Origin of the sequence: Streptomyces sp. ADI95-16 (assembly GCF_003721495.1) — a bacterium.
In the GTDB taxonomy this organism is placed as follows: domain Bacteria; phylum Actinomycetota; class Actinomycetes; order Streptomycetales; family Streptomycetaceae; genus Streptomyces; species Streptomyces goshikiensis.
Map to the genome: position 1 here is coordinate 26153 of NZ_CP033582.1, position 23157 is coordinate 49309.

At 70.9% G+C, this 23157-nt stretch carries 28 protein-coding genes and 1 pseudogene; 21 read left to right on the forward strand and 8 right to left on the reverse strand.

Annotation, left to right across the window (positions count from 1 at the left end; all coding sequences use genetic code 11):
- The first annotated feature begins 178 nt into the window (after positions 1-178).
- The 5 genes and pseudogenes from EES41_RS36920 (at position 179) to EES41_RS36940 (ending at position 3688) form a co-directional block, all read left to right on the forward strand.
- The gene (locus EES41_RS36920) at positions 179-343 is read left to right on the forward strand and encodes a hypothetical protein (RefSeq protein ID WP_216827321.1); all 165 of its coding nucleotides are present in this window, start codon (positions 179-181) and stop codon (positions 341-343) included.
- Between the two features lie 204 nt (positions 344-547).
- Positions 548-1592: pseudogene (locus EES41_RS36925) on the forward strand (transposase); the annotation flags it as partial.
- Between the two features lie 160 nt (positions 1593-1752).
- Positions 1753-2586 carry an alpha/beta fold hydrolase gene (locus tag EES41_RS36930; protein WP_123082946.1) on the forward strand — a complete coding sequence of 278 codons (834 nt, stop codon included), beginning with the start codon at positions 1753-1755 and terminating at the stop codon, positions 2584-2586.
- On the forward strand, positions 2579-3190 hold the full coding sequence (locus EES41_RS36935; protein ID WP_123082947.1) for a TetR/AcrR family transcriptional regulator: 612 nt from the start codon (positions 2579-2581) through the stop codon (positions 3188-3190). The genes EES41_RS36930 and EES41_RS36935 overlap by 8 nt, the downstream gene beginning before the upstream one ends.
- Positions 3191-3253: 63 nt before the next feature.
- Entirely contained in the window at positions 3254-3688 is a 435-nt protein-coding gene (locus EES41_RS36940) for an SRPBCC domain-containing protein (RefSeq protein ID WP_123082948.1), read from the forward strand.
- A 374-nt stretch (positions 3689-4062) separates the two neighbouring features.
- On the opposite strand, the gene EES41_RS36945 is transcribed toward EES41_RS36940, so the two are convergent.
- On the reverse strand, positions 4063-4722 hold the full coding sequence (locus EES41_RS36945; protein WP_123082949.1) for an HSP18 transcriptional regulator: 660 nt from the start codon (positions 4720-4722) through the stop codon (positions 4063-4065).
- 128 nt (positions 4723-4850) lie between these two features.
- On the opposite strand from EES41_RS36945, the gene EES41_RS36950 reads away from it, so the two are divergent.
- From EES41_RS36950 to EES41_RS36960, 3 genes are all read left to right on the forward strand, one after another.
- A complete protein-coding gene (locus EES41_RS36950; RefSeq protein ID WP_123082950.1) occupies positions 4851-5285 on the forward strand; it encodes an Hsp20/alpha crystallin family protein in 435 nt (144 codons plus the stop codon).
- A 108-nt stretch (positions 5286-5393) separates the two neighbouring features.
- On the forward strand, positions 5394-5789 hold the full coding sequence (locus tag EES41_RS36955) for a DUF2267 domain-containing protein (protein WP_123082951.1): 396 nt from the start codon (positions 5394-5396) through the stop codon (positions 5787-5789).
- Between the two features lie 51 nt (positions 5790-5840).
- Positions 5841-6287 carry a DUF2267 domain-containing protein gene (locus tag EES41_RS36960; RefSeq protein ID WP_123082952.1) on the forward strand — a complete coding sequence of 149 codons (447 nt, stop codon included), beginning with the start codon at positions 5841-5843 and terminating at the stop codon, positions 6285-6287.
- Positions 6288-6359: 72 nt separating this feature from the next.
- On the opposite strand, the gene EES41_RS36965 is transcribed toward EES41_RS36960, so the two are convergent.
- Positions 6360-6533: a CsbD family protein gene (locus EES41_RS36965; RefSeq protein ID WP_123082953.1), complete on the reverse strand. Its 174-nt coding sequence runs from the start codon at positions 6531-6533 to the stop codon at positions 6360-6362.
- Positions 6534-6661: 128 nt separating this feature from the next.
- Positions 6662-7054: an ATP-binding protein gene (locus tag EES41_RS36970; RefSeq protein ID WP_123082954.1), complete on the reverse strand. Its 393-nt coding sequence runs from the start codon at positions 7052-7054 to the stop codon at positions 6662-6664.
- A gap of 916 nt (positions 7055-7970) precedes the next feature.
- Between EES41_RS36970 and EES41_RS36975 the strand changes: the two genes are divergently transcribed.
- Both EES41_RS36975 and EES41_RS36980 read left to right on the forward strand, forming a co-directional pair.
- Positions 7971-8309 carry a MerR family transcriptional regulator gene (locus EES41_RS36975; RefSeq protein ID WP_123082955.1) on the forward strand — a complete coding sequence of 113 codons (339 nt, stop codon included), beginning with the start codon at positions 7971-7973 and terminating at the stop codon, positions 8307-8309.
- A 250-nt stretch (positions 8310-8559) separates the two neighbouring features.
- Entirely contained in the window at positions 8560-8763 is a 204-nt protein-coding gene (locus EES41_RS36980) for a cold-shock protein (protein ID WP_008735947.1), read from the forward strand.
- Positions 8764-9029: 266 nt separating this feature from the next.
- On the opposite strand, the gene EES41_RS36990 is transcribed toward EES41_RS36980, so the two are convergent.
- Positions 9030-9305, reverse strand: coding sequence for an isoamylase early set domain-containing protein (locus EES41_RS36990; protein WP_123082956.1), 276 nt, complete (start codon positions 9303-9305; stop codon positions 9030-9032).
- A gap of 789 nt (positions 9306-10094) precedes the next feature.
- Complete coding sequence (locus EES41_RS36995; protein WP_123082957.1) at positions 10095-10850, reverse strand: dienelactone hydrolase family protein; 756 nt, start codon at positions 10848-10850, stop codon at positions 10095-10097.
- Between the two features lie 403 nt (positions 10851-11253).
- Between EES41_RS36995 and EES41_RS37000 the strand changes: the two genes are divergently transcribed.
- Genes EES41_RS37000 through EES41_RS43460 form a run of 3 tightly spaced genes read left to right on the forward strand, consistent with a single transcriptional unit; the run spans position 11254 to position 11970 of the window.
- Positions 11254-11613: a hypothetical protein gene (locus EES41_RS37000; protein WP_123082958.1), complete on the forward strand. Its 360-nt coding sequence runs from the start codon at positions 11254-11256 to the stop codon at positions 11611-11613.
- A 6-nt stretch (positions 11614-11619) separates the two neighbouring features.
- Complete coding sequence (locus EES41_RS41855) at positions 11620-11784, forward strand: hypothetical protein (protein WP_164496163.1); 165 nt, start codon at positions 11620-11622, stop codon at positions 11782-11784.
- Between the two features lie 15 nt (positions 11785-11799).
- The gene (locus EES41_RS43460) at positions 11800-11970 is read left to right on the forward strand and encodes a DUF6233 domain-containing protein (RefSeq protein WP_302186200.1); all 171 of its coding nucleotides are present in this window, start codon (positions 11800-11802) and stop codon (positions 11968-11970) included.
- A 213-nt stretch (positions 11971-12183) separates the two neighbouring features.
- Here the strand turns inward: EES41_RS43460 and EES41_RS37005 are convergent, their stop codons facing one another.
- From EES41_RS37005 to EES41_RS37015, 3 genes are all read right to left on the reverse strand, one after another.
- Positions 12184-12537 carry a PRC-barrel domain-containing protein gene (locus EES41_RS37005; protein WP_123082959.1) on the reverse strand — a complete coding sequence of 118 codons (354 nt, stop codon included), beginning with the start codon at positions 12535-12537 and terminating at the stop codon, positions 12184-12186.
- A 370-nt stretch (positions 12538-12907) separates the two neighbouring features.
- A complete protein-coding gene (locus EES41_RS43465; protein WP_008740849.1) occupies positions 12908-13093 on the reverse strand; it encodes a hypothetical protein in 186 nt (61 codons plus the stop codon).
- Positions 13094-13247: 154 nt separating this feature from the next.
- Positions 13248-14261, reverse strand: a complete 1014-nt coding sequence (locus EES41_RS37015; RefSeq protein ID WP_123082960.1) for an XRE family transcriptional regulator — start codon at positions 14259-14261, stop codon at positions 13248-13250.
- Positions 14262-14805: 544 nt separating this feature from the next.
- Here EES41_RS37015 and EES41_RS37020 point away from each other — a divergent pair.
- From EES41_RS37020 to EES41_RS37050, 8 genes are read left to right on the forward strand one after another with little or no spacing between them, the layout of a single operon-like run.
- On the forward strand, positions 14806-16146 hold the full coding sequence (locus EES41_RS37020) for a nucleotide sugar dehydrogenase (RefSeq protein ID WP_123082961.1): 1341 nt from the start codon (positions 14806-14808) through the stop codon (positions 16144-16146).
- Positions 16143-16346 (forward strand): NAD-dependent epimerase/dehydratase family protein, encoded by a 204-nt coding sequence (locus EES41_RS44285; protein ID WP_367995813.1) that lies wholly within the window; start codon positions 16143-16145, stop codon positions 16344-16346. Before EES41_RS37020 ends, EES41_RS44285 begins: the two co-directional genes overlap by 4 nt.
- A complete protein-coding gene (locus tag EES41_RS37025; protein ID WP_367995814.1) occupies positions 16343-17101 on the forward strand; it encodes an NAD-dependent epimerase/dehydratase family protein in 759 nt (252 codons plus the stop codon). The genes EES41_RS44285 and EES41_RS37025 overlap by 4 nt, the downstream gene beginning before the upstream one ends.
- Positions 17102-17143: 42 nt before the next feature.
- A complete protein-coding gene (locus tag EES41_RS37030) occupies positions 17144-17887 on the forward strand; it encodes a polysaccharide deacetylase family protein (RefSeq protein WP_123082962.1) in 744 nt (247 codons plus the stop codon).
- Complete coding sequence (locus tag EES41_RS37035) at positions 17884-19149, forward strand: glycosyltransferase family protein (protein WP_123082963.1); 1266 nt, start codon at positions 17884-17886, stop codon at positions 19147-19149. Before EES41_RS37030 ends, EES41_RS37035 begins: the two co-directional genes overlap by 4 nt.
- On the forward strand, positions 19146-21422 hold the full coding sequence (locus EES41_RS37040) for a Gfo/Idh/MocA family oxidoreductase (RefSeq protein WP_123082964.1): 2277 nt from the start codon (positions 19146-19148) through the stop codon (positions 21420-21422). The genes EES41_RS37035 and EES41_RS37040 overlap by 4 nt, the downstream gene beginning before the upstream one ends.
- Entirely contained in the window at positions 21419-22186 is a 768-nt protein-coding gene (locus EES41_RS37045) for a 5-deoxy-glucuronate isomerase (protein ID WP_123082965.1), read from the forward strand. Before EES41_RS37040 ends, EES41_RS37045 begins: the two co-directional genes overlap by 4 nt.
- Entirely contained in the window at positions 22183-22950 is a 768-nt protein-coding gene (locus EES41_RS37050; protein WP_123082966.1) for an SDR family oxidoreductase, read from the forward strand. The genes EES41_RS37045 and EES41_RS37050 overlap by 4 nt, the downstream gene beginning before the upstream one ends.
- Positions 22951-23157: the final 207 nt, after the last annotated feature.

Consider the following 23157-nt stretch of genomic DNA (forward strand, 5'->3'; position numbering starts at 1 on the left):
ACGGCGGCGCCCTTCCAGTGATCGCCGGCCCGATGGCCGTCGCGGCGGCGTGGCCGTCGCCAGACTCGCGATCGTGACCGACCTGAACATCCCCGAGCCCGCTTCCAGGGACCTGCGCAGTGGGGTAGGCCGGACGACGTCCGGCACCGGCCGCGTCCGTTTCTCGCTGGCACGGTGAGTGCTCGCCCCGCGCACGACGTGGCAGGCGCGGCGCCTGGCCGCCGACTTCGGCGAAGGGATGGACGCCCGGACCGCGTGGGTGATGGCGCGCCTGGCCCGCCATCCAGATGAACACGGCTATGCCATGGGCCACCTGGACGACGAACGCCGGGCCGCGGACTGAGCAGAAGCTCAGGCGCCTGGCCTTCGGCTCGTCGAACTGCGGCGGTCCGTGACGGCCACCCGGCGCTGCTCGGCGTGGCCCGTGCCCAGCGCCGCGACGGGAGCGCAGGCCAGACCAGCCATCGTCTGGCCGGCGCTGATCTGCCGGTGCAGCTCGGAGGGCCGATGCAGGCGGGGAGCTGATCGGACGCTTGGGCTCCAGGTCGTCCCCGGCTGGCCCTATTCCTTCGTCGCTGCCCTGGAATCGGGCCGGACCTCGTGGTGTCAGATACTGGACGCCCTCCGGCTGGGACCGGCCGACGACGTCGCTGAAGTCACCGCCGCCCAGGTCCGCCGGGCGGTCAAGGACCTGATCGACATGGGCCGGTGGCGCGTCGGTGACCGCGATATCCTGATCGTCTGCGACGCCGGCTACGACGCCCCGCGCATGGCCCACCTCCTGGCCGGACTGCCCGTCGAGGTCCTTGGACGGATGCGCACGGACCGCGTGATGCGCAAGCCGGTCCCAGTGCCGTGGATCTCACCACCGCAGGGCGGGCGCCCACCCAAGCGCGGCAAGGAATTCCGCTTCGCCAAGCCGGAGACCTGGGGCGATCCCGATGCCGTGACCGTGCAGGTCACCGGACCGGTACGGCACTGCCCGCGTGATGGCCTGGGACCGTATCCACCCCCGCCTGACCACCCGCTCCGCATGGATCGACCACACCGGCAAACTCCCGGTCATCGAGGGCACCCTGATCCGCCTGGAGGTCGACCGGCTGCCCGGCGGCCACGACCCACTGCCCGTCTGGCTGTGGTCGTCCGCCACCGGCCTGACCGGCGACGACGTCGATGTCCGCTGGCAGGTGTTCCTCCGCAGATTCGATCTTGAGCACACCTTTCGCATGATCAAGCAGACGCTCGGCTGGACCCGCCCGAAGCTCCGAACACCTCAGGCCGCGGAGCGCTGGACCTGGTTGGTCGTCGCCGCCCACACCCAACTTCGCCTTGTCCGGCCCCTCGCCGCGGACCTACGCCGCCCCTGGGAGAAGCCAGCCGAGCCCGGCCGTCTCACTCCCGCCCGGGTCCGCCGAGGGTTCAGGAACCTCCGCCCGAACCTGCCCTGTCCCGCTCGTGCGCCGAAACCCAACCGGCCCGGCCCCGGCAGGCCGCTCGGCTCGAAGAACCGGCACCCCGCCACCCGCTACGACGTGGGCAAGACCGTCAGACGACCCGAGACCATCGCCGAACGCGACCAGGTCAGACCATAAAGAACAAGCTGAGGGAGGGCATGGCCGGCCCTCTCCCTGTGCTGGGGGCGGTCTTGCTTGCAGTTCCAGTTCCATGACCGGGGTTGACTTCCTGGCTAACGTTGATAGCTTTTAGTTAATGAAATTAGCCGCCGGGCTGGCGGACCATATGGAGGTAGTTGTGACCGAGTTCCTGAGCGTCGACGGTGGGACCATCGCGTACGAGGTGAGCGGCGTCGCCGGCCCGCTGGTGGTTGTCGCCCACGGCATGGGAGACAGCCGCGAGGCGTACCGGTTCTTCACGCCCGCCCTGGTCAAGGCCGGGTACCGAGTTGCCGCGGTGGACCTGCGCGGCCACGGCGAATCCAGTGTCGGGTGGGCGTCCTACACCCGCACCGCCCTCGCGGGGGATCTGATCGCCCTGGTGAAACACCTCGGCGGGCCGGCGATACTCGTCGGCCACTCCATCGCCGGCGGCGCGGCCACCATCGCCGCGGCCAAGGCCCCGGACCTCGTCACCGCGCTGGTCGAGCTCACACCCTTCACCCGCAAGCAGCAGATCCGGCTCGGCGACTTCAGGGTGGCCGGCTACCGCCGCGGCACGACCCATCTCATGGGCATGGCCATCCTCGGCAGCACCCGGCAGTGGGCCAAGTACCTGGACGCCGCCTACCCCGGCCCCAAGCCCGCGGACTGGAACACGCGTCTGCAGCAGATCACCGCGACGCTGGAGGAACCCGGCCGGATGAAGGCCCTCCAGGCGATGGGTAAGATCTCCCCCGCCGACGCCGGTGAGCAGCTGGGCAACGTCACCTGCCCGGTCCTGATCGTGCAGGGCACCCTCGACCCCGACTGGGCCTCGCCGCAGGCCGAGGGCGAGGCGATCGTCGCTGACCTGCCGCCCGGGCTGGGCCGGCTGGAGATGATCGAAGGAGCGGGCCACTACCCGCACGTCCAGTTCCCCCAGCAGACCCTCACCGCGGTCCTGACCTTCCTGGCCGGCGTCGATGCCTAGGGCAGGCCTGGACGCGGCCACCATCGCCGCCGCCGCCGCAGACCTCGCCGACGAGATCGGCTTCAGCGAACTGACCATGAGCCGGCTGGCCGAACGGCTCGGGGTGCGCGCCCCGTCGCTCTACAAGCACATCACCAGCCAGGACGACCTCCACCGGCGCATGGCAGCGCTCGCCTTCGACGAGGCCGCCGACGCGATCGGCACAGCCATCCAGGGTCGCGCCGGGCGTGACGCCCTGGCCGCCGCAGCCGGCGCACTGCGCGACTTCGTGCTCACCCACCCCGGCCGCTACGCGGCCACCCTCGGCCTCACGCCGACGGGCCCCGACGACCCGATCATGCTCGCCTCCCGGCGGGGGATCGGACCCTTCGAAGCGGTCCTGCGCGGATACGACATCGACCCGCAGGAGATGACCCACGCACTGCGGGCGGTGCGCAGCGTCTTCCACGGCTTCGCCAGCCTGCAGGCGTCCGGCGGATTCCAGTGGTCCACCGACCTCGGCGAGAGCTTCGAATACCTCATCGACCTCGTCGACCGCGGCCTTCGCGCCACCACGGTCACGGATTCCACCGCCGTCACAGACCCCGCCGGCCATCACCGGTAGACCACACCCTCACCCGCCGCCGTCAGCCCATCGCCTCAACACACACCAGAAGCGGAAACCGTCATGGACTCGGTACTCACCGCCGTCATCGACATCGACGCCGCCCCGGAAGCGGTGTGGAACGTCCTCACCGACTTCGGCACCTACGGCGAGTGGAGCAACTTCACCTCAGCCGAGGGAACCGCCCAGGTGGGAAGCAAGCTCACCATGCGCATGCCGGGTATGACCTTCAGACCCACGGTCACCGTCGCAACTCCCGGCCAGAAATTGCAGTGGACCGGCACGCTCGGCACGAAGCGGCTGTTTCTCGGCAAGCACTCCTTCGTCCTGTCCCCCAACCCCGACGGCACCACCCGCCTGACCAACCACGAGGAGTTCTCCGGCGCCCTGGTCACCCTGACCCGGCGGCTGATACCAACGCCCAAACACGACGGGTACGCCGCATTCAACAAGGGCCTCAAGCAGCGGGTGGAAGGCCTCACCAAGCGCACACGGTGACCGCACCCAGCAAGACGGACAACAACACATCTCATCCCTAGCCTTCCGGGTCGATGAAGGCCTGCTACAGAATGCGACGCTGCTGGCGTATGCCAACGGGTGCAACGACGACGAACTCGCACTGATGACGCGGGAGAACATCGGCCTGGCCACGACCCTGGCACCGAGATGGGCATGGGCCTGGGCGCGCTCCAAGCCCGTCGCCTCATCGAACGCGGCGGCAACGCCGCCCTCGGTATCGATGATCATCTGGCGTTGACGGTCAGCAGCCCCAGCAGGAGCCTGCAAGCCTGCCCAACTCCGCACAGCCACCCGGCATCGGCCATGGTCGGCGCGCACCAGCCGTGTCCAAAGCGCCCCTGGCCCTATCCGGGTCAGGCGGTGCGCTGGTCGTGGGTGTCCTGGCGGAGCCGGTCGGCATGCCGGGCTAGGGCGTCGATGCGATCGGCGAGGGCCGAGTTCTCGGGGCGCAGGTGGGGCCGGGTGTCGGTCAGGGGCTGGAGGAGGCGGGCTGCGTCGTTGTCGGCGAGGGCCCGGTTCAGGTCGCTGACGGCGTCCTGGGCGCTGGCGGGGAGGTTGGCGAGGGAAGTGATCTGTCCGGCGACGCGGCGGAGGTCGGCTGCGTTGCCGCGGGCCCAGGCGGTGACGGTTCGGTCGGCGGCGCGGATGTCGCGGGTGGCCTGGACTCGCTCTTCACCGGTACTCCCGGGGGTTCCGGGGCGCAGGCGCAGGTAGCGGCGTTCGGCAGCTTGGCGGCTGGCAACACCGAGGGGTCCGGCGAGCTCGGCCCAGCTCGCGCCCTGCTCCCGGGCGGTTTCGATCAGGCCGCTCTCCCAGCCGGCGAGCTGTTCACGGACCTCGCGCAGCATCAACAGCGCGGCCAGCGCCGGGTGCGGGCCCGCGCCGGCCGACTCGGTCGGGGGCATTCCCGCAGAGGATCGCTGCGCGTCCCGCACGGCCTGGTCGATGGCCCGCAAGGCTGTCGCCGCAGCAGGGAAAGGGACCGGCGCGGCCGACTGGCTGGCTTCGTTCATGACACGCTCCGCTACTTGTCATCCTCCGGATGACTCGCTACTTGTCATCGTTTGGATGACATGCTACAACGGATGCACGTTGAAGCGCATTGGCAGTTTCTGCCTGAACCAACTGGAGGTGTTTCGCGATGTTGATGCGCACTGACCCGTTCCGCGAGATGGACCGGATCGTCCAGCAGCTGTCGGGTACGTCCGGGACCTGGTCGAAGCCGTCCGTGATGCCGATGGACGCCTACCGCGAGGGCGAGGAGTACGTGATCGTCTTCGACCTCCCCGGCGTGAGCCCGGAGGCGATCGACATCGACGTCGAGCGGAACATGCTGAAGGTCAAGGCCGAGCGCCGGCCCGCCGCGAAGACGGACAACGTGCAGATGGAGCTCTCCGAACGGCCCCTCGGTGTCTTCTCCCGGCAGGTCGTTCTGGCCGACACCCTCGACACCGAACGCATCGAGGCCGACTACGACGCGGGTGTCCTGACCCTGCGGATCCCGATCGCCGAGCGCGCCAAGCCCCGCAAGATCAGCATCGGCGGCGCCGACGGCCGCAAGCAGATCTCCGGCTGAGTCCTCCAGCATCAGCCGGCCACGGAGGGCGGGGGGAGAGCCGAATCCCCTCCGGCGCCCCGCCCTCCGCACCCCCTTTTCCTCCTTACCTGCTCTGGAGGTGACGTGATGACGATGCGCAGGGAGTCGTTCCTGGCCCACGTCCAGGAGCGAGGCGAGTACGAAACCCCGCAAGAGGCCGACCGCGTTGCCCGCGTCGTCCTGGCCCTACTGGGCGCACATCTGGTCGGCAGCGTGCGGGCGCAGCTCGCCGCGCGGCTTCCCGAGACGTACGCCCTGATCCTCCTGAACCCGTTGCAGGCCGCGGAGCCGCTCTCGCCGGAGCGGTTCGTCCGCGCGACCGCGGCCTGGATCGAGGGCGCCACCGAGACGACCGTGCTGTGGGACATCGGCGCGGTGCTCTCGACCGTGGCCGCCGCCGCGGGCGATGTCCTGACCCGCGAGGTCCTCCTCCAGCTCCCGCACGGCTACGACCTCCTCTTCGGCCACCCCCAGCCCACCTGACCACCCAGCCCCGAAAGCCGGATCCTTCGCAGAGAAAGGGCAACCACAGCCATGTACGACCAGCCTCGACCGAACCCGGCCCATCACGCCATGACGTTCGACCAGATGCTGGAACGCGTGCGCTACGAAGGCGCCTACCCCACCCGCGAACGCGCCGCGGAAGCCGTCCACAACGTCCTGGCCGCCCTCGGCCGCCAGCTCACCGGAGACGAACGCGTCGACCTCGCCCAGTGCCTCCCCGTCGAGGCCGCCCTCACCCTGACCGCACAGCTCCCCGACACGCGACACCTCACCGGCTGGGGCTTCGTCAAGGACCTGGCCGCACGCACCGGCGCCACCCCGGCCGTCGCCCGTTGGGACACCGGCGCCGTCCTCGCCGTCGTCACCCCCCTCGCCGGACCCGACCTCCTCGGCCGGATCCTGCGCCGGCTCCCCGGCGGCTACGCCCTCCTCTTCGGCCAGGCGGAACTGCGCCGGCCTGAGCCCGCTGCCGCCTGACCCGGGCCGGAGTGCGCGGACATACCTCAGGGCCGGAACCGCTCCTGCGGTTCCGGCCCTGAGGTATGTCGGTCAGTGCTTGAAGACGTCCTTGACCTTCTCCTTGGCCTGCCGGGCGTCGCCCTTGGCCTGCTCGGCGCGGCCCTCGGCGGTCAGCCGCTCGTTGCCGGTCAGGCGGCCAGCGGTCTCCTTGAGCTTGCCCTTGGCCTGCTCGACCTTCGCCTTGGCCTTCTGCTCACCAGACACAGCTGCTCACTTCCTCTTGGGTGGAAACGCCTTACGAGACCCCGTATGGCCGCTGACAGTCCTCGTAAACAGGGCGACCGCAACAGGCTTACCCGGGCTTGCCAGGCCCGCAGGTACGGGTCGGAGCGCTACCGGGGGAGGAGGGCGCGGACGGTCTTGCCGCCTTCGGGCCCGGGCGTGACGACGACGTGGTGGGCGAGGTCGTTGACCATGTGCCAGCCGAATCCACCCGTCCCGTCGACGAGGTCGGGGGTCCGCATCCGCGGCAGCCGCGGGCTGGGATCCCCGACGGCGACCTCGATCGTGCCGGGGTGGGCGGCGAGACGGAGGGCATAGGCGCCGCCACCGTGACGCAGAGCGTTCGTTACGAGTTCGGAGACGACGAGGACGACCGTGTCGGCCTGGTCGCGGCCGATGGCCGGCTGCCCGAGGGCTTCGAGGAACGCCCGGGCGGCCCGGCGCGCCTCGGCGACGGCGGACAGAGAACGAAGGGCTGTGCGCTCGGCGCTCATCGTGGTCATCGCGCGCTCCGGGTTTGTTGTCGGTGTCCGGCCCTGCCTGCCCGGTCGTTGTGCCCCCGCCCGCAGCCGTTCAACCCGGCGACACCGGATTACCTCAGGGGTACGTACACGAAAATCTATGTCGGCCGGAGTAGACATTGAGTGGTGGGGTCGTTATGGTTTCTCTCGTAGCACAGAGAGACCGCAGGGCCTGGCAGAGACGAACTGCCGGGCAGCAGTACCCGTAGTTGCAGTTCGCAGGACGGTGCGGTGGTGGAGTGTCGAAGCCAGGGTTGTTGCAGGACGGCGACGGGACTGACGACCGGACCGGGTGGCCCGCAGTGATCAGGGGCCGCCGTCAGCAGTACCGCAGTCAACGCAGTGGCAGTACCCGTAAGTGCAGTGCGCAGTACCCAGCAGTGAAGCAAGTGAGCAGCACCTCGGTGAAGGCGTCGGCTGCGGGCGCGCGCACCGGGAAGTTCGGCAGTGGGGTTCTAAGCCAGAGCAGATGCACGATGGGCGACGGGGCTGGCTGCCGAAGAGTGGCGCTGGGTCAGGCCACCAGCAGTACGCAGTATCAGCAGTACAAGCAGTACCGGAGTAACCGCAGTAAACCCGCAGTTGACAGTCTCTCCCGTTTGGTAGCAGTTGATCACCGAGGGAAGAACGGAGGAGTTGAGGCGCCATCAGGATCGCCCGGGCGGAAGTCTGAGCCCGGGTACCGCAGGACATCGATAGTGAGGTGGTCTCCGGTCAAGCAACCGCGATCCCCGCACAGCCTGTCCCCGTTCGGACGGGCCGGCGGAAACAGTAGGCCGGCGCAGGACTAGGGCCGGCAGATGGTGTAGCAGTTCCTTCGGGGCCCTGGTGCTGTACGCACCAGGGCCCCTCCCCGCGTTCCGACCCTTTTCCTCTACCTGTTTCGCAGTGAGGTGCGATGACAGCAGACGACTCGTTCGGCCGTCTCGACGACGACGACTACCCCGCCTACACGATGGGCCGGGCCGCCGAGATGCTCGGCACCACCCAGGGCTTCCTCCGCGCCATCGGCGAAGCCCGCCTCATTACCCCGCTCCGCTCCGAGGGCGGCCACCGCCGCTACTCCCGACACCAGCTGCGCATCGCCGCCAGAGCGCGTGAACTCGTCGACCACGGGACTCCCGTGGAGGCGGCCTGCCGGATCGTCATCCTCGAAGACCAGCTCGAGGAAGCCCAGCGCGTCAACGCCGAGTACCGTCGCGCAGCGGCCGAGGTTCGTCCACGGACAGCGGCCTGAGGTGGGCGTGCCCGCCGGTCTCGGCGGCACGCCCACCCATGCATGCCGGGGCCGTGACGCGTGCTCGTTCCCTCTGGTGACAGCCCGTTGTGGGGGTGTAGCGTCTGCGTCAGCTGTCGTGGTTCGGAAGTTCCCCATTGCCCACGCGTTCGGCGTGGGTGTTTTGCTGTGCTGTGCCGCAGGAACCAGGGCGATCACCTCCGCCTTCCGCATGGAGCGGGAGGCGTTCATCGACTGGAAGGCAAAAGACATGGCTACGGGAACTGTGAAGTGGTTCAACGCGGAGAAGGGCTTCGGCTTCATCGCCCAGGACGGCGGCGGCCCGGACGTCTTCGCCCACTACTCCGCGATCAACTCCTCGGGCTTCCGTGAGCTCCAGGAGGGCCAGGTCGTGACGTTCGACGTCACCCAGGGTCAGAAGGGCCCCCAGGCCGAGAACATCAACCCGGCCTGACCTTCACCACCTTCCTGATCGCAGGACAACGCTCGGCGCGTGCGGGCTGACCCGGTTCTACTGCCCGAGGAAGTTCGGCCCGACGATCGCGCCGCCCCTGTGCGGGGCTGCGGCTCCCGTGCGTGGTGGGGAGACGCAGCCCGGCGGGCTGCGCTCAGCTGTGGTCGTGTCCGTAGTACTGGCCGAGCTGGTCGCGGTAGGCGGCGTCGCCGCGGTGCTTGTCCTTGCCGTACTCGGGTGGGTCAGAGCAGATGCGGCGTGGCGGATCAGGTGTGCAGGAGGCTGTTGCGGCCGTCGTGGCCGTCCGCCTCCTCCTCGTCGAGCCAGTGGCCGCCGTCGGCGAGATAGCGGAACCCGTGGTGCTGGTCCACCGGGAAGGCGACCGTGACCGCGCGGCTTCCGTCGGGACGCTCGACCATCGGGTGGGCGCCGGGCCGCCAGTCGTTGAAGTCGCCGACCACACTGACCTCCCCGGCCGGATGGCCGGCAGGCAGGACGAACGTGATCTCGGTCTGCTTCTTGCTCCGGGTGCGCTCCAACATGGACGGTCAGCTCCTCACCTGCGGGGGAATGGCTTCGCCATCACTGCCCGCTGCGCCCGTCTCTGTAGCGGGTCGCTACGCCACCCGCTACAGCTGTCCCCCGCTCGGCCGCACATTTCGGCGGCTCGGCGAATCCGTCCCAGGTCTGCGCGCGGGCAGGCGGACGCTGAGGGCGCTGTTCCTTGCGGTGCGCACCCTCCGTCGCGGTCCAGGACTCGCAGGACACTCAGTCAGGAGCCGGTGCCGGGACGGCTCGGCGGATGCATGTCGGGCGCTGATCAGTCGGTTGGCTCCTGGGGTTTGGCGTTGCCCGGGCCGGCTACGGGCTGCTCGCCCTCCTTACGCCCGCTATTCGCTGGGCCCTCGCGCCGAGGCTGTCCGACTGCGGAGTCCGGGATGTCGGGTGCGTCCGGGCCGAGTGGCGGCAGGTCAGGGGTATGGGCGTCGCGCTTCTCCGGCACGCGTGCCGGAAGTTCAGGCTCTGGTGGGACGTTGTGCATGACGGGTCTCCTTGCACACGGGCTCGGGCGGAGACGGCCAGCGGCGCCAGCGGGGCGTTGCCTGCCGTCCTTCTTTTGCGCCTGCCCCGCTTTCGACACCGCAGGCAGTCGAGCGAGGAGAGAGACCAACCTTGGACGGTGACGGAGCTCGGCGAGGCGACGAGGACGGCCCTCGTCACGGGCACTCGACCGTGCATCCACAGAGCAGCTGGAAGCGAAGCGGCTGCGGCATAGCCGGGCGGGGCGGGTGGCCGTGTGCAAGCCCACCGGCAGGCTGACCTTCTCTGAACTACGGGCCTGTCTGTGGCATTGCCCCCAGAACCTCCGTCACGGGCAGGCACTCGGTGAGCAGACTGACGACGTCGTGCCAGGCTCGCTGTGCGTGCTGTGGGTGGTGGCCGACGCCGGGGACCGTGGGATGGTCTACCGGTGGGTGGTGGAAAGCGTGCAAGGCGCCGCCGTAGACCGTCAGGCGCCAGTCGACGCCCGCGGCCTGCATCTCGGCGGTGAACGCCTCCCGTTGCGCGGGCGGCATGATCGGGTCCTCCGACCCGACGCCGGCCCACACCGGACAGCCAATGCGCGCTGCCTCGCCTGGTCGGCCCGTGGTGGTCGCATTGACCGTCCCGATCGCGCGCAGGCTGGCGCCATCGCGCCCGAGTTCCAGCGCGATGGCGCCTCCGGTGCCGTAGCCGATGGCGGCGATCCGGTCGGGGTGGGTCCGCGGCTCGGCGCGCAGCACGTTGAGCGCCGCACGGCCGATGCCCCGCATCCGGTCGGGATCGGACAGCAGCGGCATACAGCGGGCGAGCATTTCCTCGGGGTCGCCCAGATAACGCCCGCCGTGAAGGTCGAAAGCCAGTACTACGTATCCCAGCTCGGCGAGAGCATCGGCCCGGCGACGCTCGACGTCGCTGAGCCCCATGCCCTCCGGTCCGAGCAGCACCGCGGGCCGGCGGTCGCTGCCGGCCGGGAGCGCGAGGTGCCCGGTCATCGTCAAACCATCGGCCGGGTACTCGAGTGTGCACGTCGTGATCTTCACCATGAGACGGGACTGTAGTGATCGTCGCGCCCGGTCCGGCCGCTGTTCTGCCGCTGGCAGAACAGCGCGGGTATCCCGCTAATCGGTCCTCCGCGCGAGCAAGCCCGACAGCGGGTGCAGAGATCGGCATCGGAAACCGCTCTGGACGCAGCAAGCAGAAATGCCGTCTGAACGGCGGTTATCCGTCAACTGATTCAGTCAACACCACAGCCCGAACGACACATTCCCGGCCCACACAGGACGCGCCACGACCACCACCTCCTCCAGAGGCCCCCTTCCAGCTCACGGCACCTACCCGCTCCCGCACCACCCGACCTGGCCGACGGGCCCGAGGCGGTCCGCCGAACGGGTCACCGAGCGGAGCGCCGACTTCCCATCCAAATTCGAACAGGATTACGATTCAAGGGTGACCGACGCGAGCTCCTTCCCCGACGACCTCCTCCAGCTCCAGGAGCGCCTTCACCGCGCCCACGCCGAGCACCGCACCTACCTGGCCGAGCTTCCCTGGAGCGTGGAGCCCCTAGCCGGCTGGGAGCGGGGCGAGCGGTTCTCCCACCGCGGCGACGTCCCTGACAGCCCCGGCTGGAGCGAGGAGCAGAAGGAGACGGTCGACCGGATGCGGGCCGAGATCCGGGAGCTGTCGATCGCCGTCGTCGACCACCCCTACTGGGCGACGGTTGCCCGCGACGCGGTGGTGGATGCGCGCATGCAGCTCAAGAAGCAGACCCGCCCGATGGAGCCCGGCGACGTGACCGAGGCGGCGTAGCCCGCCATGCCGGACCCCCTTCTGCCCCTGCCTCCGGCCCTGGACCAGCTCCTGGTCATACGCCGCTGGCTGGAGCTCACCCTCGCCCGCGTCGACGAGCGAATCGGCGCCGTCCGGGCCGCAGAGGAACAGCGGGCCCGCCGCCGGCCGCCGCCGGAGCCGCCGCGGTGATGGATCGAGTACGGCATCGGTGTCTCTCGTCGGCCCGACCGTGTCCACACCGGCGCCTGCACGATCACCAACCGGGGAAAGCCAGCTACCCGGGAATCGGTGCTGGAGGTGCTGCGGACCGTACCGTCGGCCATCGCCTGCCCGCTGTGCCGGCCCGACAGCGAGCTCGGCCTTCTCGACGGGTAACCGCAACGGCCCCGGGCGGCTTCGGTCATCGGGGGCGGGCATCAGGGCACCACCCCACCGTTCGGAAGCTCCGAACAGCCAGCCTCGGCGGCGCAGGGCGGCGGTGTCCCACAGCCGGGTGTCGGTGGTGAGACCAGCTCAAGACACAGCAACGGGGCGGGCCGGCAGCCACATGGCTGCCGGCCCGCCCCGGGGCACCGGTGTCCGCGTGCGTTAGCCCCGGTGCTGGCCGCCGTAGTAGCCGCCGACCTGGTTGTGATACTCGGCGTTGCCGAGGTGCTTGTCCTTGTCGAACTCGGGAGCATTCTTGATCTGCTCCTTCGTCCGGTCCACGAAGATCTTCTTGTCGTCGGCGTCGACGCGGCTGACCGTGCCGGCCGGCAGGAGTACTTCCTTGCCGAAGATCCACGGCCCGGTGTCGACCACGATGTACGCGGAGCCGACGTCGTCGGAGTGCTTGTCGACCTTGCCGATGGAGCCGTCTGTCGCCTCGACCTTGTACCCGGTCAGATCTGCACCGGCCAGATGGCCGGACGTCTCACGGTAACCCCACACATTTGCAGTCATGCGAAACAACTCCTCCGGTAAAGCAGGAACACAGTGGGAAATGAGGTTCCCCGCTGGTCTTCCGTTTTTCCGTATTACGTACATGGTGGAACTTGCGTTCCGTTCTGACCTCCGCATGCCCCACATTTGTGCCGCTACACAGCCGAGATCAGATTCGGGCCGGGACGGCCGCCGATCTTTGGAGGTGAGCAGGTCCCCTGCTGCGTCACGGCAGCCGACCCGGCATCCTACGAGTACCCCCGGTATCCGATTTCACCCGGTAGACGCAAAAGGATCCCGGCCTGGAGGCATGACGGTGGCCTGCCCCCCCCTCGACCGGGGGTGGCAGGCCACCGTCGGACCGTGCCTGAGCTGCGTCAGGACCGGCTGTCTACCAGCGGTACCAGCGCCCGCTCCCACCCTTAGGTCGGGCGACGAATCCGATGAGCCACAGAACCAGGACCGCGATAGCGACCCACCACAGGATTTTCACCGCGAAACCCGCGCCGAAAAGAATCAGAGCCAGTAGAAGAACGAGAAGCAGGGGAACCATAGTTATCAACCTCCGAAGCACCATCTGCCCGACCGCGTTCCGAACATGCGCACGGAATTTAGGTGTTTCTTATCGGTGCAGGCGGGCAGTAGTGCTGCCCGTTTCTATGGCGGGGGCTGGATCACTTCGTGGGGCCTCAATCCCATGGACAGACCGCTGGGGCGTCTGTTTCCGGAACCTATGCGAGGACGGCAGCGGTACGCTGGGCGAAGGTGGTGGTGGCGAGGCTGGGGTGTTCCCTGCTGAGGGTCGTGGCGATGCTGGACAGGCGGCGGTGCAGGCGGGGTGAGGAGACGTTCTTCGCCGTGGCGAGGACGCTCTCGCCAGTCGTCAGCGCGGTGGTGACGTCGCCTTCGAGCTGCTGGATGTCGATCAGGTCGAGTGTGGCGATGAGCCGATCTCGGGGGTACCTCTCGTCTGCGATGGCGAGCCGGCCTGCGAGGTGATCGCGTGCGCGGACGGGGCTCTTCAGGGCAAGCCAGGCGCGACCGGTGGCGGAGTCGACTGCCTCGGGGGAGATCCACCGGGTCCACCAGGGGTCTTCGGTGGTACGGCGGTCGAGGTACTCGTATGCGGTCGCCCGGGCCCGGCGTACGCCGTCCGGGTCGTTGCTGCGTCCCGCGATCACGATGTGCCGCTGGGCAAGGACCGCGACGACACCGGGGCTCAGGCTCTGGTGGCGGCCGGCGACGCTGATCAGGGTGCTGGCCTCGTGGTGTTGTCCGAGGTGGGAGCACTGATAGGCCATGGACGCGAGGAGGTTGGCGGTGGCGTCCGCGGTGCCGGGGCCGGGTTCGGCCTCCCGGGCCAGGGAGAGCCCGCTCTGGTAGACCCGCTGCGCGGCTTCGTGGCGGTCGGAGTCGAACAGCATCCAGCCGTACTGCTCGCAGAGCGAGATGAACGCCGTGTGGAGGCGGGCCCGCAGGGGCGCGGTGCCCCTGGTGGTGGTGATCATTTCAGCGGTGCTGCGCCACATGCCGTCGGTCCAGGTCAGGGCGTGTTCGCTGCCCTGGGCGTCGTCCAGGACGCGGATGTCGTGCAGGGAGCCCTCAATCTGCTGGAGGACGCCTTCGGAGAGAGGGCCGCCGTTGCGGGGGCCGCCATAGGCGGCTTCACGGTCGAGGAGGAGTTCGAGAGCGGGAGCCGTGACGGCTGCGCCGCCCAGCAGGAGGAACGTTCGGCGGCGGTGCATCGGCGCTCCCCGTGCGGCGAGGAGGAGGTCCGCCGCACGCCGGCAGTCGTAGGGGCTGTCGAGCGGTCCGGCGGCGTGCTGACTGCGTGAGTCAGGGTCCCAGCCCAGGTCCGCCAGTGACAAGGCCCGGCCAAGCCGTGCCGTGAGGGTGGCGAGGGCCTGAGCGGCGGACACGGCTCCCGGAGTTGCCCCTTTGAGCCACTTGTAGCCCGTTTTCGCGTGGGGTCTTCCGGTCGTCGGGCGTTGACGTGGTGGATGAGTTGCTCCGGCCCCCAGTCGGCTTCATCGAGGGCCGCCTGCAGGCGAAAGTTCTGGCGATCAGGGGTTCCCGTCACGATGCCTCCGCGCCCTGGGGCCGTCGCTGGATAGCGGGTGAGATTACACCCCCGCACCGACAGCGCCCCCGCGCCCAGACCGTGAAGTGGTGCGGCACCAGGCGCACTTGGCGCACCGTCGGCACCTGTGGCCGCACCTGGCCGGCTGCGGTGCAGTGGTGGCGGGGCGTTCCGCTGGGGACGCCCGCCGCCTACGGACGGAGACCCGTATGACCACCCTCACGCTCGGCCGCAACGGATCGGCCTCCACACCGCCCCAGGCGCCCGGCCAGGTGGCTGTCCGCAAGGTGGCCGTTGTCAGGCAGGGCTACGTCGGACTGCCGCTGGCCCTGCGGGCAGCCGGGCTTGGCCACCAGGTCATCGGCTACGACATCGACGAAGGCCGGGCCTGCGCGCTGGCCGCTGGCGCCTCGCCCGTGGAGGACGTGTCCGACCACCACCTGGCCGGGCTCCTGTCCGCAGGTGCTTACGAGCCCACCCACCTGACGGCCGCCCTGGCCGGGTTTGACGTCGCGGTGATCGCGGTCCCGACCCCGGTCGCCGCCGACCGCACCCCCGACCTCGGGCACGTCGAGGCGGCCGCGCGGACGCTGGCCGTCCATCTGCGGCCCGGCGCGCTGGTCGTCCTGGAGTCGACGACGTACCCGGGCACGACCCGTCGGGTCGGCCGGATCCTGGAGGCGGGCTCGGGCCTGGCCGCTGGCCGGGACTTCCACCTCGCTTACAGCCCGGAGCGGATCGATCCCGGCAACCGGGTGTGGACGCTGGAGAACACGCCGAAGCTGGTGGCCGGCATCGACGCCGCCTCCCGTGATGCCGCGATCGGCTTCTACCGCGACCTGGTGGATGAGGTGGTGCCGGTTGCCGACGTGGAGACCGCTGAGCTGGCCAAGCTGCTGGAGAACACGACCCGGGCGGTGAACATCGCCCTGGTCAACGAACTCGCCCCGTTCTGTCGCGACCTGGGCGTCTCGGTCTGGAACGTGGTGGCCGCGGCCGGGACGAAGCCGTACGGGCACCTCGCCTACCGGCCCGGCCCGGGGGTCGGCGGGCACTGCCTGCCGGTCGATTCGCAGTATCTGTCCTGGGCCGCCGGCCAGGTTTCCGGGCGCCGTCTCGCGCTGGTGGACCTGGCCTGCGAGGTCAACGAGTCGATGCCCTCCTACGTCGTCGCGCGCCTGGAGCAGGCCCTGGCCGGGCGCGGGATCGCGCTGGCCGGGGCGAAGGTGCTGCTGCTCGGGCTGGCGTACAAGGCGGACACCAGTGACGTACGGGAGAGTCCGGCGGCCGCGGTCGCCGCACTGCTGAACGCCGGCGGCGCCGAGGTCTGGGCCGCCGACCCTCACGTCCCGGCCTCCCGGCGTACGGATCCCGGGTTCGCCGGGCACCGGCCGGCCGAGGCTGATGCGGAGACGGTTGCCGCAGCGGACGCGCTCGTGCTCTTGGCCGACCACGCCGCCTTCGACTACGACCTCATCGCCGAGAACGCCTCCTACGTGCTGGACTGCCGCGGCCGCCTCCCGCTCGGCGAGAGCGTGGAGGCGTTGTGAGCGCCGGGCTGCGCGTGCTGGTGACCGGCGGCGCCGGGTTCATCGGCCACCACCTCGTCCGCACCCTGATGGAGCGGCCGGAAACGGGCCGGATCACGGTGGCGGACGACTACTCCACCGGCACCCCGGACAATCTGGCCGGCCTGACCGCTGACGTGGAGGTCCGTGAGGGCAGCGTCCTGGACGCCGACCTGATATGAACAGCGCGGTCGCCGGCGCGGACGTGGTCGTGCACCTGGCGGCTGTGCCGTCGGTGCCGCGCTCCCTCGCGGACCCGGCCCGTTCGGACGCGGTCAACGTCACCGGCACCCTCAACGTGCTGGAGGCCGCCCGCCGCTCGGGTGGCCCGCTGGTGATCGCGGCGTCCTCATCGTCGGTCTACGGGCGCCACCCGCAACTGCCGCAGCGCGAAGACGCGCTGCCCGCGCCGGCAAGCCCGTACGCGGTGACCAAACTGGCAGGGGAGGGCTACCTCGCCGCCTACGCCCGCTCCTTCGCACTGCCGGTACTGCCGCTGCGCTTCTTCAACGTGTACGGGCCCGGCCAGCTGCCCGGCCACGCCTACGCGGCCGTGATCCCCGCCATGGTCCACGCCGTGCTCACGGGCGGAAAGTTCACGCGGTACGGGGATGGCAACCAGACCCGCGACTTCACCTTCGTCGACAGCGTGTGCGCGGTCCTGGCCGACGCCGCCGTACGCGGCGTCGCCCATGACGGGCCGGTGAACCTGGCGCTGGGCGGGCGCACCTCGCTGAATGAGGTGGCCGCCCTGCTGGGCGACATCCTCGGCGCCCCGGTCCCGATGCGCACCGCAAGTCCGCGGCGGGGCGACGTCCCGCACTCGCAGGCCGATCCGGCGCTGCTGCGCTCCCTGTTCCCCCGAGTGGCGCCGGTCGGGCTGCGCGAGGGCCTGGAGGCCACGGTCGCCTGGCATCGCACTCGCCCGCGCCCCTGACCCTGCCGCCCGAGCCCGTCCGTCGTCACTGGGAGCCTTGAGATGCACATCCTCATGTACCACCGGCTCGGCGGGCTGCCCGGCCCGATGTCCATCCCGCTGGCCGCGTTCACCGCGCAGATGCGGCTGCTGGCCGAAGGCCCCTACCGGGCGCTCACCGTCGCCGACCTTCACCGGGCGGTGCGCGCCGGCCGCCTCCCGGGACGGAACGCCGTGCTGATCACGTTCGACGACGGCTACCTGGACACGATCACCGACGCCCTCCCCGTCCTGGACGCCTGCGGCCTGCCCGCGGCCATGGCGGTGTGCGGCGGGTACCTCTCCCCGGACACCCTGCCGCGCCGTACCCCCCACAGCAGCCAGCGCTTCGCCGACGCCGCACAGGTGCTGCGCTGGCGGGACTCCGGGCGCGACGTCGCATCCCACAGCTACACCCACCCCGCCCTGCCCCCGCTCTCCGATGCCGCGCTGGCCTGGCAGACCGCCGTCGACCACGAAGTCCTCACCAGCCTCCTCGGCGAGCCGCCCGCCCTGTTCGCCTACCCGTACGGCGCGCACGACGAGCGCGTACGGGAGGTGGTCGCCCGCCTCTACCCGATGGCGCTGGCCACCGACGAACGCCACGCCCCCAATGCCGGCCGACCTCACGTCCTGCCGCGCATCCAGGTCTCGCCCCACTGGGACCTGGAGGCCTTCCGTGCCGCGCTCGCCACCGACGCGGATCCGCGCACCGCCCAGCACGCCGCCACCCAGGCGGGCCACCGCCGAATCGAGGGACCCCGATGACCCAGCCCGAACCTCGCAAGATCGCCCTGTACTGGCACAACGGCCGCAGCCTCGGCCACACCTCGTCCTCGGCGAAGGTCGCCGCCTACCTGCTGCGCTCGGCCCGCCCGCACTCGGTCGCCGGCGTCACCGGCGCCTACCGCGGCTTCGAGCTGCTCCCCGACGACGTCGACCTGATCAAGATCCCCTCCTTCGTGAACCGTGACGACCCCGACGGCTGGAACCTCCGCCCGCGCCTGGCCATCACCGAGGACACCCTGCACCAGGTCCGCACCGACCTGATCACCACGTTCCTGGACGCCTACCGTCCCGACGTCCTGCTCTCCAGCCACATCCCGCGCGGCACCGACGACGAACTCGTCCCCGCCCTGGAGAAGCGCTCCGCACAGCACAGCGTGCTCACGCTGCGCGGGGTGCTCTTCGACCGGGCCAAGACCTGGCGCAAGTACTGGAGCCCGGGCCGGGGTCCGTGGATCTGCGACCACTACTGCCAGTTCAACATCCACACCCACCCGGACGTCTTCCGGCTGGAGGAGTACTACGACGTTCCCGCCGCCTTCGCCGAACGGATGCACTACACCGGCTACCTCGCCGAGCCCCATCCCCTGACCCGTGGAGAAGCCCGCGCCCGGTTCGGCATCGCCCCCGGCGAGCGACTCGTGGTCGCCGCGATGGGCGGCGGACAGGGCGCGGGAGACCTGTGGCGGGCTCTGTCTACCGCGCTCGCCGCTCACCGAGCCCGCTTCGACCGGGCCCTGCTGGTCCCCGGCCCCTACCTTGAGCCCGCCGAACTCGAAGCACTGCGCCGCTTCTGGGCGGGGCAGGAGCCGGGCGGCCCCGACGTGACGATCGCCTCCTATCAGGAGGACCTGCCGACCTGGATGCGAGCGGCGGACCTCGTGCTCGGGGCGGCCGGCTCCAACATGCTCGGCGAGATCCTCGCCGCCGACGCCAACGCGGTCGTCATCCCGCGCCAGATCCGAGAGATCGAGCAGCAGGTCCACGCGGAGCGTCTCCAGCAGCGCGGCCTGCTGCGGCAGGTCCCGCTCACCGCCGCGCTCTGCGGAGCCCTCACCGGGGCCCTTCACGAGGCGTTCACCGATCCGCTGCGCCCGGACGCATCCCGCCTGCTGTGGCAGGGCGGCTCCTACGACCGCCACCTGCCCGGCGAGGGCGGAAGCAGCTGCGCGCACATGCGCACCACCGTGCCGATGCCGGCCGCCGAGGAGATTGCTCTGCCGGTGCCGGGGGGCTGGGCATGACCGGCTGTGCGACCGTACGCGGCGCCCGGGTCACCGGTGGGCCCGGGCCCACCGGGGTACGGGAGGTGACGGTCTGCCAGGGCAAGATCGCCGCCCACTGCCCGCACCCCGGCCACACCGTCGTGGACGCGGACGGGTTGTGGGCAGCGCCCGGGCTGGTCGACATCCACGTCCACGGCGCGGCCGGCCACGACTTCGGCGATCCGGACCCGGCCGCCTGGCTCCGGATCCTGGACACCCACCAACACGCCGGAACCACCACGGTCCTGGCCACCCTCGCCAGCGACACCCCCGACCGGATGCGTGCCGCGACCGAGACAGCGGCCGCACTGATCACCACAGGTCAGGCACCGGGCCTGGCCGGGGTCCACTGGGAAGGCCCCGCCCTGGCCCCCGCCATGGTCGGAGCGCACGCCCCCGCCCATCTCCGGCAGCCGGGCGAAGTCCTGAAGGAGCTGTCCCCGCCCCCAGCCGCGCTCCGCATGGTCACCCTCGCCCCCGAACTCCCCGGCGCCCACGCGCTGACCGCCCACCTCACCGCCCACCATGTCGTCGTCTCCGCCGGTCACAGCGCGGCCAGCCCCGCCGAGCTGGCCGCCGCCCAAATCCGCGGGCTCTCCCATGTGGCGCACCTGTGGAGCGGCCAGTCCGCCCTCACCCGCCCCCGCCTCCACCGGCTGCCCGGGCTCCTCGAAGCCGCCCTCGCCTCCGACGGCCTGAGCGCCGAGGTGATCGCCGACGGCCAGCACCTGCCCGACCAACTCCTGCGGATCGCGTGGCGCTGCCTGGGCGCCGACCGGATCTGCCTCATCTCCGACGCCACCGCCGGCGCCGAACTTCGCGCAGGTGCGCGGTTCGCCACCGGCGCCTCCACCGGGATCGTGCACCCCGACGGCTACGCCACCACCGCCGACGAGACGGCGTTCTGCGGGGCCACCGCACCGCTCGCCGAAGGCCTTCGCCGGATGTGGAAGGCCACCGGCGCCCCGGTCGAGGACGTGATCACCATGGCCACGGCCACCCCCGCCCGTACGGCCGGGCTCTATCCCCGCAAGGGCAGCCTCCACCTCGGCGCCGACGGCGACCTGGTCCTCCTCGACCCCGGCCTTCGCGTCCGCGCCGTCCTCGCCTCAGGCAGGTGGGTCCTTCCGCTCCCGGGCGGTGCTCATGCCGTTGACCTGCGGGTGGTCCTCGTCGGCGCCGGACATCGCGCCCGCACCACCTACCTGCCCTGGCTCGCCACCCCGCCCCCAAACACCGGTACCCGCGCCCGGCCGGTCGCCGTCCTCGACCCCGACCCGACCGCCCTCACCACCGCGCTCGCGGCCCTCCCGCAGGGCCAGCCGGTGCTCACCGCCCGGCCGGAGGCCTTGGACCAGGTCCTCGCCGTCACCCGGCCCGACCTCCTGATCGTCGCGAGCCCCGACGCCACCCACACCCCCCACGTCCTGACCGCCCTCGCGCACGGGGTCAGCGTCCTCGTCGAGAAACCCCTGACCACCACCGTCGTGGACGCGGCCCGCATCCTGGCCGCCGAACAACAGGCAGCCGGCCGGGCGCGGGTGCTGGTCGCGCACAACCTGCGCTTCACCGCGCTCCACACCCGGGTCCGCCGGCTCCTCACCGACGGCGCGATCGGCACCGTGACCGGCGGCCACTTCGACTACACCCTCAACCCGGGCCACGGACTGGCCTACTTCAGCCGCTGGCACCGGCGCCGCGCCGACTCCGGCGGCCTGGAGATCACCAAGGCCGTCCACCACCTCGACCTCCTCGCCTGGTGGCTCGATACGGCGCCCACCGCCGTCACCGCCCGCACCCGCCGAGTGTTCTGGCCCGCAGGCACTCCGGGCGTCCCGCCGGACGCCGACATCGACGACAGCATCCACGCCCTCGTCGAGTACGGGCCCGTCCCCGTCCACTACTCCCTGACCGCCAGCTCACCGACCGCGGGCTACACCTGCACCCTGCACGGCACCCGCGGCCGCGCCACCGTCACCTACAACGCACACCACGGCGACCCCGCGATCCGCCTGCAGTTCACCGACCCCGCCCGGGCCGAGACCACCGAGGTCCTGGCGCGGGAGGAGGGCCGCCATGGAGGCGCCGACGCCCGCATGCTCGCCGCCCTCCCCGCCGCCGTCCTCGGCTCCGGCCCCGGGTTCGCCACCGCGCTGGAGGCGGCCCACGCCGTCACCACCGGCGCCACCCTCACCCAGGCCGCGGCCTCCGGCCACCGCCTGCCCGTCCCCGACCCGAGAGACAGCCCATGACCACCTGCACGACCGCCAACGGACTCACCCTGACCCTGACCACCCTGGCCCCCGACGAACCCCACACCACCGGCGCCGACCCGGGCCGCGAGCACGCGCTCGTCCTGCTGGCCGGCACCCTCACCTCCGCCGGAGGGACGATCAACCGCGACAGCCCGTTCAGCGGCCCGGCCCGCGGCTGGTACCTGCCCGCCGGGACCACTGCGGCGTTCACCGCCGGAGAGACCGGAGCACGAATCGCGTACGTCTCCAGCCCACTCCCGCCCGGCACCCCGCCCACCGACAGCGCCCCCGTGCTCCTCGGCGGGCCCGGCGCCGTGGTCGAGGCGCGCGGGCACGACTCCTGGGAGCGGGAAGTCACCACCCTGATCACCCCGCCGCTCTCGGTCCGCCTGCAGCTGGGGGAAACCCTCGCCCGCGACGGCCGCTGGTCGACCTACCCGCCCCACCGCCACGACACCAGCAACCCGCCCCACGAGACCGCGGTGCAGGAGGCATTCGCGTTCCATCTGAACCCGCCGACAGGCTTCGCCGTCCTGCTCGCCTACGACGACGACCACCAGGTCGCCGACGCCACCGCCACCGTCATCACCGACCGCGCCCTGGCCGCCGTCGACCACGGCCACCACACCCTCGTCGCCGCTGGTGGCCACGACCTGCACTACCTGTGGGCCGCCACCGGCGAGGACCCCCAGCTCATCACCCACACCGACCCCGCCCACGCCTGGATCGAGACCACCACCCCGAAGGGACCCTCCGCATGAACACCAGCAACTCGCGCGGCCTCGCCGTCGTCACCGGCGCCAGCGCCGGCATCGGCAAGGCCACCGCCCACGCCCTGCACGCCGCCGGGTACACCGTCATCGCCGCCGCCCGCCGCCTGCCCACCCAAACTCCGCGTCCCGGGAAGTTGACCAGTCACCAGCTCGACGTCACCGACGACGCCTCCGTCGCCGCCCTCACCAAGACGATCGCCGGCCACGACGAGCCGCTCACCCTCCTCGTCAACAACGCGGGCATCCCCACCAGCCCCGACCCGATCGCCACCAGCGACGTCGCCGAATGGCAGCGCGCCTACGACGTCAACGTCCTCGGCGTCCTGCGCATGACCCAGGCCCTGCTGCCCAACCTGGAGGCCAACCGCGGGCACGTCGTCGTCATCGGCTCCACCGTCGGCCACGTCGCCTACGAGAAGGGCGCCGGGTACGCCGCCAGCAAGCACGCCCTGACCGCGCTCGCCTCCAGCCTCCGCCTGGAACTGTGCGGAACACCCATCCGCGTCACCGAGATCGCCCCCGGCATGATGCGCGGCTACGCGGACGGCGGCGAGTTCATGCGCGCCCGCTTCCACAACGACAAGGCCGCCATCGACGCCGTCTACCGAGGCGTCGACGCCCCCCTGACCCCCGCCGACATCGCCGACATCGTCACCTGGACCGCCACCCGCCCCGCCCACGTCGACATCGACCTGCTCATGGTCCGTCCCGTCGCCCAGGCCGCCCAGCACAAGGTCCACCGCACCGCCTGACCACCCACACCACTCCGGCGGCCGCCCGGGCGGCCGCCGGACCCGCGCCGAAGGAACCCCCATGCCGAAACACACCGTCCTGATCCTGCGCCACTTCACCGTCGGCGGCTTGGAGCGCGTCCTGCTCTCCCACGTCCGCCTCCTGACCGCCGCCGGCCACACCCTCACCGTCTGCGTCCTGGACCCCGGCCGAGACAACGCCCTCGT